Consider the following 16,066-nt stretch of genomic DNA (forward strand, 5'->3'; position numbering starts at 1 on the left):
GATAAAAGAAACAGTCTTCTTTAAGGAGAGTGCAAATATGGAACTCATTCAGCAACTAGTTAACGGGATCTCCCTTGGAAGCATCTACGCACTGATTGCTCTTGGCTATACGATGGTATACGGAATTGTGCGCCTCATCAATTTTGCGCACGGCGATGTATTTATGATTGGTTCTTTTGTTGGATTTTACGCTGTCACCAGTTTTCATGTAGGTTTTTTTTCAGCGTTGCTCCTCGCAATGGTTTCCTGCGCGATCTTAGGGGTATGTATTGAGCGAATCGCTTATAAACCATTGCGAAACGCTACGCGAATAGCAGTACTGATCACTGCCATCGGGGTTTCGCTTTTAATTGAGTATGGAACCATTTATCTGCGCGGCGCTCAGCCAGAAGCGTATCCTAGCACAGTGCTTCCGGATAAAAAAATTGAAGTATTGGGCGTAACCGTTAATAGCCAGTCATTATTGATTCTTGGTGTTTCCATTGTATTGATGATTCTTCTTCAATTTATCGTCCATAAAACAAAAGTCGGAAAAGCGATGCGGGCCGTTTCTCATGACGCAGAAGCAGCTCGGTTGATGGGAATTAATGTAGATAATACTATATCAGCGACTTTTGCCATTGGCTCGGCTTTGGCGGGGGCAGCAGGCGTTATTTTCGGGATTTACTATACTAAAATCGACCCGCTGATGGGAATTATTCCAGGTTTAAAAGCGTTCGTAGCTGCAGTATTAGGAGGAATCGGCATTATCCCTGGCGCGATGGTTGGCGGTCTGATGCTTGGCGTCATTGAATCGCTCGTAAGCGGTCTTGGTTATTCGCTTTGGCGGGATGGGGTCGCTTTTATCATTCTTATTTTGATTCTCATTTTCCGACCAGCTGGATTATTTGGTAAAAACGTAAGAGAAAAAGTGTAAAGGATGGTAGGGAGCGATGGCAACTTTGAAGCGGACGATAGGATTTTGGATCTCCATTGTACTGGCGCTGATCCTTTTTGTTGTGGTTCAGGTGCTAATATCGGGAGAAATACTTAATCCCTTTTATGTTAATACGTTATTTTTTATGGTGATTAACATTATACTAGCTGTCAGCCTTCATTTAATCATCGGGATTACCGGACAGTTTTCCATTGGCCATGCCGGGTTTTTTGCCGTGGGAGCTTATGCATCAGCAATTATGACGATGAAATTGCAGATGCCGTTTGCGCTTGCATTGCTTGTTGGCGGTATCGCTGCAGCGGTTGCAGGCCTCCTCATCGGCATTCCTAGCCTGCGGTTAAAGGGAGATTATTTAGCGATTGCTACGCTTGGTTTTGGGGAAATCGTACGAATCAGCCTGCTAAACATTGAGTATGTTGGCGGCGCCAGCGGTATGACGGTAACCCACCTCACCACTTGGCCATGGGTGTTTGCCTGCCTGCTTATCACCATTATTGTCATTGCTAATTTTACTAACTCTACCCATGGACGTGCCTGCATCTCGATTCGAGAGGATGAAATCGCAGCGGATTCTATGGGAATTAACACGACGTATTATAAAGTGGTCGCTTTTGTCATAGGTTCTTTCTTTGCCGGAATTGCCGGGGGGCTTTATGCTCATCATTTTTATATCATTCAGCCGACTAACTTTGGCTTTTTGAAATCATTTGATATTTTGATTTTTGTTGTGCTTGGCGGACTAGGAAGCATGTCTGGCGCGGTGATCGCTGCTATCCTATTAACCATTGTTTCGACATTCCTTCAGGATTATCCAGAAACGCGAATGATTATATATAGCATCATTCTTATTTTGGTTATGCTGTATCGTCCAAAAGGATTGTTAGGCACAAAAGAAGTAACATCTTTCTTTAAGCTGCGCAGAGCGGTGCAAGGGGGAATTGGAAATGACAACAAGAACACCGTTGCTTAAAGCGGAACACGTTGGCATTCAATTTGGTGGCCTGAAAGCTTTATCTGACGTCAATATGGAGTTGAATAAGGGAGAATTAGTAGGGCTTATTGGACCGAACGGGGCAGGGAAAACCACCTTTTTTAACTTGCTGACCGGCGTCTATGAGCCAACCGAAGGAAGCATTGTGCTCGACAATGAGAAGCTAAACGGCCTGCCGCCATATAAAATTACGCGCAAAGGAATCAGCCGCACATTCCAAAATATTCGGCTGTTTGGTGAGCTTTCGGTGCTGGACAATGTAAAAGTTGCCTATCACTCTCTCGCCCGTCATTCTATTCTTAGCTCCATCTTTCGCCTTCCTTCCCATTTTTCTGGCGAAAAAGAAATAGAAGAAAAAGCGGTCGAATTTTTAAAGATTTTTAAGCTCGAACATGTGATGGATGAGAAAGCGAAAAATTTGCCATATGGACAGCAGCGCCGTTTAGAAATCGCCAGAGCTCTCGCCGCGCATCCGAAACTATTGCTGCTTGACGAGCCTGCAGCAGGGATGAATCCACAGGAAACGAAAGAATTAATGAGCTTGATTGCCTTTATACGCGAGAAGTTTGATTTAACGATTTTGCTGATTGAGCACGATATGTCTCTCGTGATGGGAATATGCGAACGGATTTATGTGCTTGACCACGGGCAGTTGATTGCGCATGGCACACCGGAAGAAGTAAGAAATAATCCTAAAGTGATCGAGGCATATCTTGGCGAGGAGGTTTCTTAACGTGCTAAAAGTGGAAAGCATCGATGTATTTTACGGAAATATTCAAGCGTTAAAAGGTGTTTCACTGGAAGTAAAAAACGGCGAAATCGTCACCTTAATCGGCGCTAATGGCGCCGGCAAAAGCACGTTACTAAAAACGATTTCTGGGCTGTTAAAACCGAAGCAGGGCGATATTCTATACGAAGGGACATCCATTGCAGGCAAAGCGGCGCAAACGATTGTGAAACAAGGAATTTCCCATGTTCCCGAAGGCCGCCGAATTTTTGCTAATATGACTGTAGAAGAAAACTTGGAATTAGGTGCTTTTTTAAGAAAGGATAAACAGGAAATTCAGCAAGACTTCGAGAAAGTGTACCATCTGTTTCCTCGCCTTTACGAGCGGAGAAAACAGCTCGCCGGAACTTTGTCGGGGGGTGAGCAGCAGATGCTGGCGATCGGCCGTTCCCTAATGGCCCGGCCTCGCCTTCTATTGCTCGATGAGCCATCGATGGGGTTGGCGCCATTATTGGTGAAAACCATTTTTCGCATCATTGAAGAAATTAACTCCTTTGGGACGACTATTTTATTAGTCGAGCAAAACGCGCATATGGCGTTGTCTGTAGCCGATCGGGCTTATGTGATCGAATCCGGACGGGTCGTCTTGTCAGGAACAGCACAGGAACTAAATGCAAGCGAACAGGTGAAGAAAGCGTATTTAGGAGGACATTAAAAGAAAAATATACTGCACGGGAGATAGAAAAAGGAGGCTCATTTCTGTTGGGCCTCCTTATTTTTCTTCCGTTTTTGTTTTTCCGAGCGTTCCCAAGCTTTTAAGTGCGGATATGGGTCGAACGACCATTCCGTATAGCCATTATCTTTGTACATTCCGTAATGAAGGTGAGGCGGGAATTTTCCCGCTGTTCCCGGCGGACCGTAGCCGGAGCTGCCGACCGAGCCGATCACGGTTCCCGGCTCAACGATCTGCCCTTCGCGCAAATTAGGGGCAAATCCGTTTAAGTGGCCAAAATAATGGTACGTATTATTAATATCGCGAATACCGATGCGCCAGCCGCCATATTTGTTCCAGCCCTTTAATTCGACGATTCCGTAGCACGTCGATCGCACTGGGACACCGTAGTCGGCAAAAATGTCCGTGCCTTCATGGATGCGGCGTCCGCCCCAGCCTCTTGCATCTCCCCACGTATCGCGATAGCTGTAGTTAGCATGCAGAGGAAGTGGAAATACATGGTCATCTAATTTTAACGTTTGGTACTTTTTATATATTTTTGCTTTGCCTAAAATGAGGTCAACCGTTTTGCTGCGCTGGTAATAATTCCATAGCGCTATTTTAATATGCTGATGATCGATTCCGTACGTTTGCAAATAGCGAGCAATCGCGAAAATCACATCTTCATCATCCTCGCGATTGGCAAGGCCGTCACCATTGCCGTCGATGCCCAGACCGCCAAATTGTGAAATCGTAAACGGATTGGTATCATGAGGGTTTTTGTTTAGCGGGCCGGCCCAAATTTCCGGTTTGATATAGATCCCAAGCACTCCGGTAGGTTTCGGCAAATCACGGCGCACTTGCTGGACGTTTCGTTCGTATTGGTCGATTGCCGCAAAGTAATACCAAGGGATAAGAGAGACCGCTTCCGCTTTTTTATACAGCTCCATTCGTTTTTCGTATATCGTGTCCTCATCCATTTTTTCTTCGGCAAATGTTGCTTTTGGCACCGTTAATACAATAGCAGCAATCCATACAATAAATATCCATCGGCACACGCGTTTCTACTCCTTTCCGTCCATTTCATATATTTAGTTTGGGGAGATTTGCTTGTTTCATAAATGTTAAAAAGCGGTAAGTGGTGGGAAATGGCTAATTTCTTTGTGTTTGGCAGCTGTTTTTTTTATAATGAAAGATGTAAATAAAAACTTATTGGAGTGAGAACAATGTCGACAAAAGAAGAACATCTTCGCAAGCCGGAGTGGTTAAAAATAAAGTTAAATACAAATGAAAATTATACTGAACTAAAGAAATTGATGCGTGAAAACCGATTACATACGGTATGTGAGGAAGCAAAATGTCCAAACATTCATGAATGCTGGGCAGTTCGGAGAACGGCGACATTTATGATTTTAGGAAATGTATGCACTCGCGCCTGCCGTTTTTGTGCGGTCAAAACGGGGCTGCCGACCGAACTGGACTGGCAGGAACCGGAACGCGTTGCAGAGTCTGTCCGCATTATGAACTTAAAACACGTTGTCGTCACTGCTGTTGCCCGCGATGACTTAAAGGACGGCGGGGCAGCCGTGTTTGCGGAAACCGTTCGGGCCATCCGCCGCAAAAACCCGTTTACGACGATTGAAGTTCTGCCTTCCGATATGGGCGGAGTATATGAAAACTTAAAAATATTGATGGATGCCCGCCCAGATATTTTAAACCATAATATCGAGACGGTGCGCCGCTTGACGCCGAGAGTGCGCGCACGTGCCACCTATGAACGCTCGCTGGAATTTTTGCGTCGCGCCAAAGAACTGCAGCCGGATATTCCGACAAAATCGAGCATCATGGTCGGACTTGGGGAAACGAAAGAAGAAATTATTGAAGCGATGGATGATTTGCGCGCCAATCATGTCGATATTTTAACGATCGGCCAATATTTACAGCCGACGAAAAAACATTTGAAAGTAGTAAAATATTACCATCCAGATGAATTTAAAGAGTTAAAAGAAATTGCCTTGAGCAAAGGGTTTACCCATTGCGAAGCCGGCCCGCTTGTTCGGTCTTCGTATCATGCCGATGAACAAGTCAATGCGGCTTCGGCAGCGCGGCAAATGAAAGCATAAAGGCGTCGAAAAAACGGTCTTGCCTTCTGTATGATGAAGACAGACCGTTTTTTCTTCACATTAGCGTGTTGTTTTGGCTGATCTTGGCGTTCCGTCATGAAAATCGCGGTCAAGACGGTCGTTTGTTTCATTGATCATTTCACCGTTTTCATTTTCTCCGTCACTTAGCTTCCGACCTTGCGGATATTTTAGCATTTGTTGAATCGTAGCATCGATCATTTGATCGATGTTTCGGCTGTTCGAATCCAAACGTCCGAAACGTTCGATGTCTCTCATCAGCTGTGGATTGTCGGCCACATATACATGGTAATAGCGGGGAACGACAGAAAGCGCGGTCTTTTTCACTTGGTCTGCCGTTTCGTTCCGGTTTTTTGTATCGGCATCATAGACGACTAACACTTCCTCATCGGTTACCAATGTAGCGACATCTTTCACGTTTGGAAGCTGTGTACAGAGCTTGCTGATTAAATCGGCAGCTTGCTCGCGGTTAAAGGTCGGCATGTTGTTATAAATATTGACATCGCCATGAACAGGGCTTTTTTGGTGGCGGACATAGCCAAAGTTGTTCATTGGCGTATCGTCGCCGTTCGGCACTCCATTTTCGTTATATAAATCATTACGGTCGGTGACATTCATCGTATTGCCGCTCCGTTTATATACATCGGTATTGTCATCCCGCGCCATCTGCGCACAGCCTGCTAATGTGACAGCTGTACCCAACGCGACGGCAAGCAATGGTTTTCTCATTGTCAATTCCCCCCTTTCACCTTTAGGATGATTCTCTTGCTGAACTTCAATAACAGTAATTGATTGGGAACGTTTCATCGTTTATGATGAAAGTGGAAAGGCAAGGTGAAAAGGATGATATGTATTAACAATATCTGTTACGAACTGGTGGAAAACGTGAAAAATGCGTTTAATGAAGAGGCGTTTCGCGCCCGATATGCCGATATTTTAAGCAAGTATGACTATATTGTCGGGGATTGGGGATATAATCAGCTCCGTTTACGCGGCTTTTTTGATGATTATAACCAAAAAGCGACATATGATACTAAAATCAGCACTTTGTCTGAATATTTGTATGAATATTGCAATTTTGGCTGCGCCTATTTTGTGCTTCGCAAAATAAAGCGGTAAAGCGAGATGCGGCTATCCTTTTTCATGAGGATAGCCGCTCGTTCATTAATCCTGGCCGTATGGAAATTGCTCGTTTTCCCGCGGATCGTCATGCAACGGGTGTGCGCCAGGATCTCGCCTTGGAATATTTTGATGGAATGATTTGAATTCATAGTTAAACGCGCTGTAATGGCGCTGTCCTTTTTTCCATGGGGTGCTTTTATTTTCGACCGGCACGTCGGCACGGCGCGGCGATCCATACGGTCCTTCGGGAAATTCTTCCGCCGTTAAAAAATTTTTCTGCTTTTCCACGGTGGAAAAGTCGCTATATTTTTCCTTCTCCTGCATTTGTTTCACCTTCCTCGTTTCCGGGGATTGTTTATAATGTTCCCGAATGAGAAGGCGACTATGAAATACATTCGTACAAAAATGCCCGCAAATCATTCGCGTCTTTTTCACTGAGATGATACGCATGTTCTAAGTATCCCGGTTCCTCTAGATCGTCTTGTCCGATGATGGCAAAACGGTTGCTTTGCAAGTCGAGAACTAAATATTTCCCGTAGAAGCGATCTGTCTCGATGATCGCCAAATCGAACCGCTGCCGTTCTCCTAAAAAGCTGACGAAGCGCGTTTTTGTTTCAATGGTATCATCGTATAAGTAAAAACGATCACTCATTGGCCACGACCTGGTTACTAAAATCTATAAAAATCGACTCCTCGCGATGGAACCAGGAAACATCGCTTGCCGCTCAGGAAACACCTGAGTTCCATCAGGAAGGGAATTCCCTTGTCATTCACCTGCTGTGAAAGACACCCCGTGGCTCGCTGTCAGCGACGGCACCTGTCGTGCACCATTCCTTCCATTGGTTCGTACACGACAACGATTTTAGCAACCAGGTCTACACCTCCCTTAGTTGAATTTGGTACTGGTTCAGCCAACAACATTTGTGCAAGATATTCCATAGTGACCATTCATGTGCCTCTTTGAAGTTCTCGATCTTTTTTAACATCCTACCTAGATATTGCCGTTGTTTCGTTCCGCTTTTCGATTGCTTGTAGGATTCTTCCATCGACCCTAACACAGCAATCAAATGGCGTTTCACTTTCGTTTTTATGGTGTCCATGAGTTCTTTTGGCAATCGTTCCTGATACCCTAATCCCCGTCTGCCAATCACCAAAGCGGCGCTTTCATGGACGGATAACCCATACTTTCTATTTTCTTCGCTGTTTTTTCGATTTTCGCCCTCACATCCTCCAAGCGCATTGGACGCAGCTCACGTTTAGAAGAAATCAACGCTTGGACAAGCAGGACCGCGTCTTCGGCATACCGTTTGTTGAGCCGAAATTGGTGCGGAAGGTGCTGGATGATGTCTTTGGCGTTCCTTCCTTCCAGCAAACGGTGAAACGCGTATCGCTTCGCGGAACAAAAGACACGCATCAACTCATCTAATGAGTGAAGTTGTGATGCATCATTGGAAACGATTTTCATCACTCGAACCGTTTTCATCCCCTTGCCTTCCCCCTTGTTTGGATCCTTCAGAACATATATTCGCCAACTCTTCTTCATTTCCTTTTTCCATGAGGAAAGGGGAGATGATTTTTTATCCTCAGACAGGAGACGATGGAAAAGATAGAGAACATCCGCCTCTTCACGGCCAATAACAGGAGATATTTACATGATTTGATACATTTTTATAGATGTTTAACAAACTGCTTATACCCCAAATCAGAATTGAAGTTATTTTTATCATAGCAGACAATAGGGGAAATGTCCTGTTGATTATGGTACAATAAAAAAAGAACTATATGGGAGGAAACTGCGATGTATTTTGTCGATCGTAATAAAATCGAGGAAACATTACGTTATATGGAAAAAATGCTGCATATTTATAAGGAAAAAGCGGAGTGGGATGACGAATTATCCCGGCTTGCTTTAGAGCGGATTGCCCATTTAGTGATTGAGGCCATTTTAGATGTCGGAAATGCCATGATTGACGGATTTATTATGAGAGATCCGGGCAGTTACGAAGATATTATCGATATTTTAACGGACGAAAAGGTAATAACAGAAGAGGATGCCAAAGCATTAAAAGCGATCATTGCCCATCGGAAAATGCTGGTGCACCATTATACGAACGTCGATCATAAGAAATTGCGGGAAGATATGCAAAAATATTTTGCGGCTCTTCAAGCGTATCCAATAGCCGTGCGCACGTATTTAGAAAACGAGCTCGGTCCGGTGTCGGCGTTTCGCAATTAAGCCACAGCATTTTCATCGTATCGTAAGCACGCTTCTGTAGTTTGCTGAAGCGTGTTTACTTTTTGACATTTTTCGCTTGTTTTTATAAAGTTGGGTATATGTGCAAGATGAAAAAGGGGTGAAAACGTTGAAAAAGTATAACGGTTATTTAATCGATTTGGACGGAACGATGTACCGCGGAACCGAATGCATTGCGGAAGCCCGCGACTTTGTAAAGGAATTGCACCGGAAAGGCATTCCGTATTTGTTTGTGACCAATAACTCGTCGCGCACGCCGGCGCAAGTAGCGGAGAAATTGCAGTCATTCGGCGTTCCGGCGGCAGCAGAACATGTATTTACGACCAGCCAGGCAACCGCTAATTATATTTTTGAAAGAAAGCCAGATGCTTCCGTTTATGTCATTGGGGAAGAAGGAATCCGCACCGCGCTCGAGGAAAAAGGATTCACGTTCGCGAAAGAAGACGCGGACTTTGTGGTGATGGGAATTGACCGCAGCATTACATATGAAAAACTGGCAATTGCCTGTTTAGCCGTGCGCAACGGGGCGACATTTATTTCAACCAATGCTGATATCGCCATTCCGACCGAGCGGGGGTTGCTGCCGGGTAATGGCGCACTTACAGCCGTTGTCGCGGTATCCACACAAGTACAGCCGATTTTTATTGGCAAACCGGAGAAAGTGATTATGGAACAGGCGTTAAAAGTGTTAGGAGTTCCAAGAGAGGAAACACTGATGATCGGTGATTATTACGATACCGATATTATGGCGGGGATGAACGCCGGAATCGATACGCTGCTTGTCCATACCGGGGTAACGACAAAAGAGCTGCTGCAACAATATGAAAAACAGCCGACTTATACTGCCGATTCATTACGGGAATGGATGGACCGCATATGAACTTCTCCCTCTTTCACTCCGTTTAGAGGAAGGGAGACTTCTCGGGAAAAATGCTAAAAGAGCCGCCGCTCTTCCGCGAAAGAGCGGCGGCTTTTTTGCTATAAAGCCATGTTTATTCCGTATTCGCAGCCCGGTGCGCTAAGCGGCTTGAAGCAGCGGCCGCAATGGCGCCGACGATATCATCTAAAAACGTATTGCATTTTCCGGTTGATTTATCATTTAAGTATTGCAAAATGCCTGGCTTTTGTTTATCAATGTATCCATAGTTCGTAAGGCCAATCGATCCGTACACGTTAACGATCGACAGCGCTAAAATTTCGTCCACCCCGTAGAGCCCTTCATCGCGATGAATAATGGACTGCAGCGGTTCGTCTAATTTGCCCTCTTCCGCTAATTTATCAAGCTGAATGCCGGTTAGGATCGCGTTTTGCACTTCGCGTTTCGAAATGACACGGTTTACGTTTTCAATACATTCTTCCAGTTTCAAATCAGGATGGTACTTCGATTGTAGGTAATATACAAGTTCGGCAATATCTTTGATGGTCACCCCTCGCTCTTCCAGCCATTGGCGAGCGGTTTGTTCAAGATTGTTCATAATTGGTTCCTTCATGAGCGTCACCTATTTCTTCAAGGAATTGTTTTCTTATTATATATGTTTATGATGACATAAATGTGTCGCTTCTGTAAACATAGATGCTCGTGATGAAGAAATGCAGATTTTTTGGCAAAACTCCTCATATATTACTGTTAAAAGGAGGGAACAGCAATGGAATCATGGATTCGCCAGGAATATGATATCGAAGCAGAGCGGATGAAAAAAAACGGTCGGTATTACACGTTTCTCTATAAACATCAGTATTATACCGTTATCCCTGTCTACGGGCGCAGCGAAGCGGAGCTTGAGGAACTGCAAAAAATGAGCAATTATTTAATATCCAAAGGGGATATGACGGTCGCATCATTTGTGCAAACGAAATCAGGTAAGCTCGTTGCTTATAGGAATGAACAACCCATTGTTATTGTTCGTACACCGCTTCTGCCGTATGCAAGAAATATTTCCGTTGGGCGGGAGTTAGCAAAATTTCATCAACGTGGCCGCACATGTCCGCTTCCGCTCGTTCATTGCCGGCGGATCGGCCAATGGAAAGAACTTTGGGGAAAACGAGTCGATCAAATGGAGGAATTTTGGAAAAATAAAATAGCCATGGGGATGGAAACGATGTTTGATCGACTCTTGATTGAATCGTTTCCATATTATCTTGCGCTTGCTGAAAACGCGATTCAATATGTTGCCGATACGGAGTTGGATGAGGAGCCGTTCGGCATTGATTACGCCACTTTTTGCCATGAGCGGATTCCGAATTCTGGATGGGTGGAGGGAAAAGAGCAGAAGTTGCCTACCGATTGGGTATACGATCATTGCGCGCGAGATTTAGCGGAATGGGTTCGTTATTTATACGTCAAAAAGGGGCATCATTCCGTCGGCGAGATAAGGCAATTTTTCCGCGATTATGAGCGCCAAACCCCTTTATCTCCGTTTGCCTGGCGTCTTGTATACGCTCGTCTTCTGTTTCCGCTTCATTATTTTGAATGTGTCGAAGGATATTATATGTCAGACGATGAACGGGAAAAACAGCAATATGTGCATATGCTGCAGAGCATCATCGCCCGTTCACGCGAGCATGAGCAATTTCTTGCTTCATTTATGGACATTGTCGGTTTATCAAGCCGCCACCTTTCTCTTCCGAAAGTAGAATGGCTGTCTTATTCGTTATCACGTTGAGAAATGAAATCATCATTTTTTTTGCCAGCAAGTTATGTTAAGATAAGGAAAAAACATAGAGGAGGGAAGGTGGCGGTATGAAGCGGCCGTATGTGTTTATTACGAGAAAGTTGCCGGAGGAGATTATCGCGCCGGTGAAAGAAATTGCGGAAGTAGCGACGTGGCCGCATGATGACGTGCCCGTTCCGCGCGATGTCCTAATGAACGAAGCGAAGAAAGCCGATGCGTTGTTGACGATGGTGGCAGATATGGTGGATGAGGCCATATTGGATGCCGGAAAGCAGCTAAAAGTCGTGGCGAACATGGGTGTCGGCTTTGACAATATCGATGTGCAGGCGGCAACGAAACGAGGCATCGCCGTTTGCAATACTCCTGATGTATTGACCGATACAACCGCTGACTTGACGTTTGCATTATTGCTGGCTACTGCCCGCCGCATGGTGGAAGCGGCGCAGTTTATCAAAGAGGGAAAGTGGAAAAGTTGGAGTCCGTTTCTGCTGGCTGGGGTCGATGTTCACCATAAAACGATTGGTATTGTCGGTATGGGTAATATTGGCAAAGCGGTTGCCAAACGAGCCATCGGTTTTGATATGAATGTGTTGTATCACAATCGTTCTCGCAACATCGAAGCGGAAAAGCGGCTTGGAGCTACATATTGTTCTTTTGAGGAGCTGTTGGAAAGAGCGGATTTTGTTGTTTGTTTGACACCGCTGACAAATGAAACACGTCATATGTTTAACAAAGAGGCATTCCGCAAAATGAAGCGGTCCGCAATCTTTGTCAATGCGGCAAGAGGAGCGGTCGTCGATGAACAGGCGTTATATGAGGCGCTTGTCAGTGGAGAAATCGCGGGAGCAGGATTAGATGTGTTTGAGCAGGAGCCGATTGATGCATCACATCCATTGCTGGCACTTCCAAATGTGATAGCACTTCCGCATATTGGGAGTGCAACAAAAGAAACGCGGACAAAGATGATGGAGCTATGCTGCCGCAATATTATTGCTATATTAACTGGAAGCCAGCCTGAAACGCTTGTCAATAAAGAATGGAGTATGCGGTCCTAGGCAGCAGGGCTGCTTGTTTTTTACAAAAAAATTATCTGAATTTCCTTGATATTAATCATTTTCTATATTAAATAGTAAAATTAACGATTGTCAAAAAAAGCAATATCTTTTATAATGTCTACTATAAAAATACAAATGTCTACTACTGAAAAACAGAAAGGGCGGGGGAATATGGAAAAGCCAATCTTAGTCGGATTATTAGGATTAGGTACCGTTGGAAGCGGGGTTGTAAAAATTATTGAGAACCATCAAGAGCGGCTGATGCATCAAGTAGGATGTCCGGTGCAAATCAAAAAAATCCTTGTTCGGGATATATATAAAAAGCGGGATGTTCAGGTCGATCCAGCGATGTTGACCACAAACGCAACAGACGTCATTGATGATCCGGAGATTGACGTCATTATTGAAGTGATGGGCGGAATTGAAGAAACGCGGCAATATTTGCTGCGGGCGCTGCGGCAAGGAAAGCATGTCGTGACGGCGAATAAAGATTTAATGGCTCTATATGGCTCAGAGTTATTAACCGTAGCGGCGGAACACCATTGCGATTTGTTCTATGAAGCAAGTGTTGCCGGGGGCATTCCGATTTTGCGCAGTCTTGTTGACGGGCTTGCCTCCGATCACATCACGAAGCTGATGGGAATTGTCAACGGAACAACGAACTATATTTTGACGAAAATGTGCAAATACGGGGCTTCTTATGAAGACGTGCTGGCAGAAGCGCAAGCACTCGGGTATGCAGAAGCGGATCCAACCGCGGATGTCGAAGGATTAGACGCAGCGCGGAAAATGGCGATTTTGGCGCGGCTTGGCTTTTCGATGAACATTGATCTAGAAGACGTGCAAGTAAAGGGAATTACATCGATTACGGAAGAAGACCTTAATTACGCAAAGCGCCTCGGCTATACGATGAAACTAATCGGCATTGCCCATCGGAATGGAAACAAAGTAGAAGTCAGCGTCCAGCCGACCTTGCTTCCGGACTCTCATCCGCTTGCTTCGGTCAATGATGAATACAATGCTGTTTATGTATATGGCGAAGCGGTCGGTGAAACGATGTTTTACGGACCGGGAGCGGGAAGCTTGCCGACAGCGACGGCGGTTGTGTCTGACTTAGTGGCTGTCATGAAAAACATGCGCTTAGGGGTAAATGGACATTATGCCGTTGCTCCGCAATATGAAAAACAATTAAAATCCCCAGCGGAAATTTTCTCGAAATATTTTTTGCGTATTCACGTCAAAGACCAAGTCGGCGCATTTGCCAAAATTACGACCCTATTTTCCGAACGTGGCGTCAGTTTCGAGAAAATTTTGCAGTTGCCGTTAAAGGACAACAACCTTGCGGAAATTGTTATTGTGACGCACCGCGCCTCGCAGCAAGATTATGAGGAAATTTTACAGCAATTGCGCGACTTGGAAATCGTTCAGGAAGTGAAAAGTTCGTATCGCGTTGAAGGAGAGGGAAAATAATGGCATGGAAAGGACTGTTACAAGCGTACCGTGAATTTTTGCCAATCAACGAAAATACACCGCTGCTTTCTTTAAATGAGGGGAACACGCCGCTTATCCCGCTCCCGCGTTTATCGGAAGAGCTGGGGATTGAACTGTACGTCAAAGTTGAAGGAGCCAACCCGACGGGCTCGTTCAAGGATCGAGGAATGGTAATGGCGGTGGCAAAGGCGAAAGAATCCGGCAGCCATACGATTATTTGCGCTTCGACAGGCAATACGTCCGCCTCCGCCGCCGCCTATGCGGCAAGAGCAGGATTACGCTGCATTGTCGTCATCCCAAATGGCAAAATTGCGATGGGGAAACTGGCACAGGCGGTCATGTATGGCGCCGAGATTTTCGCTATTGACGGCAACTTTGATGAAGCGCTGAAAATGGTGCGCCGTCTTAGCGATATTGCCCCGATCACCCTTGTCAATTCGGTTAACCCATACCGCATTGAAGGACAGAAAACGGCGGCGTTTGAAATTTGCGACCAGCTCGGCAAGGCGCCGGATGTGCTGGCGATTCCTGTCGGCAACGCCGGCAATATCACGGCGTATTGGAAAGGATTTAAAGAGTATCATGCGCTGAAGCAAACCGGGCTTCCGCAAATGCGCGGATTTGAGGCCGAAGGAGCGGCAGCGATTGTCCGCAATCAAGTCATTGAAAATCCGGAAACGGTGGCAACAGCGATCCGCATCGGCAATCCGGCCAGCTGGGAAAAAGCAGTTCAGGCGGCGGCAGAGTCGCAAGGAAAAATTGATGAAGTTTCCGATGCAGAAATTTTAGCAGCGTATAAGCTGCTGGCAAGAAAAGAAGGGATTTTTGCGGAGCCTGCCTCCTGCGCAGCGGTTGCGGGAGTAATCAAACAGCGGAAGCGCAATGAAATTGAAAAAGGCAGCACCGTTGTTGCGGTACTAACCGGAAACGGTTTAAAAGATCCGGCCATTGCGATGGAAACAGCGGAAATCGAGCCTGTTGTACTCCCAAATGACGAAACGATCGTGTTCGAGCATCTCCAAGGAGTTGTCCATTCATGAAAGAAGATGAGATGTTAAAAATTATCGTGCCCGCGAGCACAGCAAATTTAGGCCCCGGCTTTGATTCCGTCGGGCTTGCTGTATCTTGTTATTTGACTTTAGAAGTCAGGCCCGCAGGGGAATGGAAGTTTATCCCCTGCTCTCCGGAAGTAAGGGGAATTCCAACAGGAACGGAAAATTTAATTTATCAAGTGGCAGAGCAAGTGGCGGCCACGTATGGATATACGCTGCCAAACTGTTCGGTTGATGTATACAGCAATATTCCGTTGACGCGTGGTTTGGGCAGTAGCGCGGCGGCGGTTGTCGCCGGAATTGAACTGGCTGATGCGCTTGTTGGCTTGGAGCTGACGCGCGAGCAAAAAATGCGGCTGGCCAGCTGCTATGAGGGGCATCCCGATAATGTCGGCGCTTCTTTATACGGGGGGCTTGTCATCGGCTGTCACCGCAAGCAAGGGACGGATATCGTCCATATTCCCGATATCCAGTTGGACTTGGTCGCTGTCATTCCAGACTATGAATTAGAAACAAAAAAAGCACGCAGTGTGCTGCCACAGCTGCTTGCACGGGAAGAAGCCGTAGAGGCAAGCGCGGTCAGCAACGTGTTGGTTGCGGCGCTATTAACGAAAAACTGGGAGCTTGCCGGCAAAATGATGGCCGCCGATTTATTTCATCAGCCGTATCGGAAAGAACTTGTTCCACAGCTGCCATTGGCGCAGGAGTTGGCTTTGGAATACGGGGCGTTCGGCGTGGCGCTAAGCGGAGCGGGGCCTACCGTTTTAGCCTTTATCGAACCTGGGAAGGGAAAGTATGTAAAAGAAAAGCTGCTCCCTCATTTTTCGAATTGTTCCGTCGAATTATTAACGGTAGAACAAAAAGGAAGCCGGGTATACAAACTAGCTCTAGAAAAATAACAGCGGTCTCCTC

Annotated in this window: 20 protein-coding genes; 13 read left to right on the forward strand and 7 right to left on the reverse strand. The window is 45.8% G+C overall.

Annotated elements, in window-relative coordinates:
* The first annotated feature begins 37 nt into the window (after window positions 1–37).
* The 4 genes from BV455_RS11540 to BV455_RS11555 are packed head-to-tail and all read left to right on the forward strand — an operon-like array spanning window position 38 to window position 3,370.
* The gene (locus BV455_RS11540; RefSeq protein ID WP_061580393.1) at window positions 38–916 is read left to right on the forward strand and encodes a branched-chain amino acid ABC transporter permease; all 879 of its coding nucleotides are present in this window, start codon (window positions 38–40) and stop codon (window positions 914–916) included.
* Between the two features lie 16 nt (window positions 917–932).
* A complete protein-coding gene (locus BV455_RS11545) occupies window positions 933–1,907 on the forward strand; it encodes a branched-chain amino acid ABC transporter permease (protein WP_061580394.1) in 975 nt (324 codons plus the stop codon).
* Window positions 1,882–2,661, forward strand: coding sequence for an ABC transporter ATP-binding protein (locus BV455_RS11550; RefSeq protein ID WP_017434785.1), 780 nt, complete (start codon window positions 1,882–1,884; stop codon window positions 2,659–2,661). The genes BV455_RS11545 and BV455_RS11550 overlap by 26 nt, the downstream gene beginning before the upstream one ends.
* Before the next feature lies 1 nt (window position 2,662).
* The gene (locus BV455_RS11555) at window positions 2,663–3,370 is read left to right on the forward strand and encodes an ABC transporter ATP-binding protein (protein ID WP_017434786.1); all 708 of its coding nucleotides are present in this window, start codon (window positions 2,663–2,665) and stop codon (window positions 3,368–3,370) included.
* 38 nt (window positions 3,371–3,408) lie between these two features.
* Here BV455_RS11555 and BV455_RS11560 read toward each other — a convergent pair whose 3' ends face one another.
* Window positions 3,409–4,425: a M23 family metallopeptidase gene (locus tag BV455_RS11560; protein WP_042409018.1), complete on the reverse strand. Its 1,017-nt coding sequence runs from the start codon at window positions 4,423–4,425 to the stop codon at window positions 3,409–3,411.
* Window positions 4,426–4,593: 168 nt separating this feature from the next.
* Between BV455_RS11560 and lipA the strand changes: the two genes are divergently transcribed.
* Window positions 4,594–5,490, forward strand: a complete 897-nt coding sequence (gene lipA / locus BV455_RS11565) for a lipoyl synthase (protein ID WP_042409015.1) — start codon at window positions 4,594–4,596, stop codon at window positions 5,488–5,490.
* A gap of 60 nt (window positions 5,491–5,550) precedes the next feature.
* Here lipA and BV455_RS11570 read toward each other — a convergent pair whose 3' ends face one another.
* A complete protein-coding gene (locus BV455_RS11570; RefSeq protein ID WP_061580396.1) occupies window positions 5,551–6,237 on the reverse strand; it encodes a YhcN/YlaJ family sporulation lipoprotein in 687 nt (228 codons plus the stop codon).
* A gap of 114 nt (window positions 6,238–6,351) precedes the next feature.
* Between BV455_RS11570 and BV455_RS11575 the strand changes: the two genes are divergently transcribed.
* Window positions 6,352–6,627 (forward strand): YutD family protein, encoded by a 276-nt coding sequence (locus BV455_RS11575; protein WP_017434790.1) that lies wholly within the window; start codon window positions 6,352–6,354, stop codon window positions 6,625–6,627.
* Between the two features lie 45 nt (window positions 6,628–6,672).
* Here the strand turns inward: BV455_RS11575 and BV455_RS11580 are convergent, their stop codons facing one another.
* The 4 genes from BV455_RS11580 to BV455_RS11595 form a co-directional block, all read right to left on the reverse strand.
* A complete protein-coding gene (locus BV455_RS11580; RefSeq protein WP_017434791.1) occupies window positions 6,673–6,954 on the reverse strand; it encodes a hypothetical protein in 282 nt (93 codons plus the stop codon).
* A gap of 58 nt (window positions 6,955–7,012) precedes the next feature.
* A complete protein-coding gene (locus BV455_RS11585) occupies window positions 7,013–7,282 on the reverse strand; it encodes a DUF3055 domain-containing protein (RefSeq protein WP_218687218.1) in 270 nt (89 codons plus the stop codon).
* 223 nt (window positions 7,283–7,505) lie between these two features.
* A complete protein-coding gene (locus BV455_RS11590; protein ID WP_232620805.1) occupies window positions 7,506–7,781 on the reverse strand; it encodes a hypothetical protein in 276 nt (91 codons plus the stop codon).
* Window positions 7,778–8,113: a hypothetical protein gene (locus BV455_RS11595; protein WP_017434794.1), complete on the reverse strand. Its 336-nt coding sequence runs from the start codon at window positions 8,111–8,113 to the stop codon at window positions 7,778–7,780. The genes BV455_RS11590 and BV455_RS11595 overlap by 4 nt, the downstream gene beginning before the upstream one ends.
* Before the next feature lie 315 nt (window positions 8,114–8,428).
* On the opposite strand from BV455_RS11595, the gene BV455_RS11600 reads away from it, so the two are divergent.
* Window positions 8,429–8,866, forward strand: coding sequence for a DUF86 domain-containing protein (locus BV455_RS11600; RefSeq protein ID WP_017434795.1), 438 nt, complete (start codon window positions 8,429–8,431; stop codon window positions 8,864–8,866).
* A gap of 127 nt (window positions 8,867–8,993) precedes the next feature.
* Complete coding sequence (locus BV455_RS11605) at window positions 8,994–9,764, forward strand: TIGR01457 family HAD-type hydrolase (RefSeq protein ID WP_026078431.1); 771 nt, start codon at window positions 8,994–8,996, stop codon at window positions 9,762–9,764.
* A 112-nt stretch (window positions 9,765–9,876) separates the two neighbouring features.
* Here the strand turns inward: BV455_RS11605 and BV455_RS11610 are convergent, their stop codons facing one another.
* On the reverse strand, window positions 9,877–10,374 hold the full coding sequence (locus BV455_RS11610; protein ID WP_017434797.1) for a phosphatidylglycerophosphatase A family protein: 498 nt from the start codon (window positions 10,372–10,374) through the stop codon (window positions 9,877–9,879).
* A gap of 156 nt (window positions 10,375–10,530) precedes the next feature.
* Between BV455_RS11610 and yutH the strand changes: the two genes are divergently transcribed.
* The 5 genes from yutH (at window position 10,531) to thrB (ending at window position 16,053) form a co-directional block, all read left to right on the forward strand.
* Entirely contained in the window at window positions 10,531–11,547 is a 1,017-nt protein-coding gene (gene yutH, locus BV455_RS11615) for a spore coat putative kinase YutH (RefSeq protein ID WP_042408994.1), read from the forward strand.
* A 77-nt stretch (window positions 11,548–11,624) separates the two neighbouring features.
* A complete protein-coding gene (locus BV455_RS11620) occupies window positions 11,625–12,611 on the forward strand; it encodes a 2-hydroxyacid dehydrogenase (RefSeq protein ID WP_017434799.1) in 987 nt (328 codons plus the stop codon).
* Between the two features lie 171 nt (window positions 12,612–12,782).
* Window positions 12,783–14,081, forward strand: coding sequence for a homoserine dehydrogenase (locus BV455_RS11625; RefSeq protein WP_017434800.1), 1,299 nt, complete (start codon window positions 12,783–12,785; stop codon window positions 14,079–14,081).
* A complete protein-coding gene (thrC, locus tag BV455_RS11630) occupies window positions 14,081–15,142 on the forward strand; it encodes a threonine synthase (RefSeq protein WP_017434801.1) in 1,062 nt (353 codons plus the stop codon). Before BV455_RS11625 ends, thrC begins: the two co-directional genes overlap by 1 nt.
* Entirely contained in the window at window positions 15,139–16,053 is a 915-nt protein-coding gene (gene thrB / locus BV455_RS11635; RefSeq protein WP_042408990.1) for a homoserine kinase, read from the forward strand. Before thrC ends, thrB begins: the two co-directional genes overlap by 4 nt.
* The last annotated feature ends 13 nt before the right edge of the window (window positions 16,054–16,066 follow it).

The sequence above is a fragment of the Parageobacillus caldoxylosilyticus genome, assembly GCF_019272935.1.
GTDB lineage: Bacteria > Bacillota > Bacilli > Bacillales > Anoxybacillaceae > Saccharococcus > Saccharococcus caldoxylosilyticus.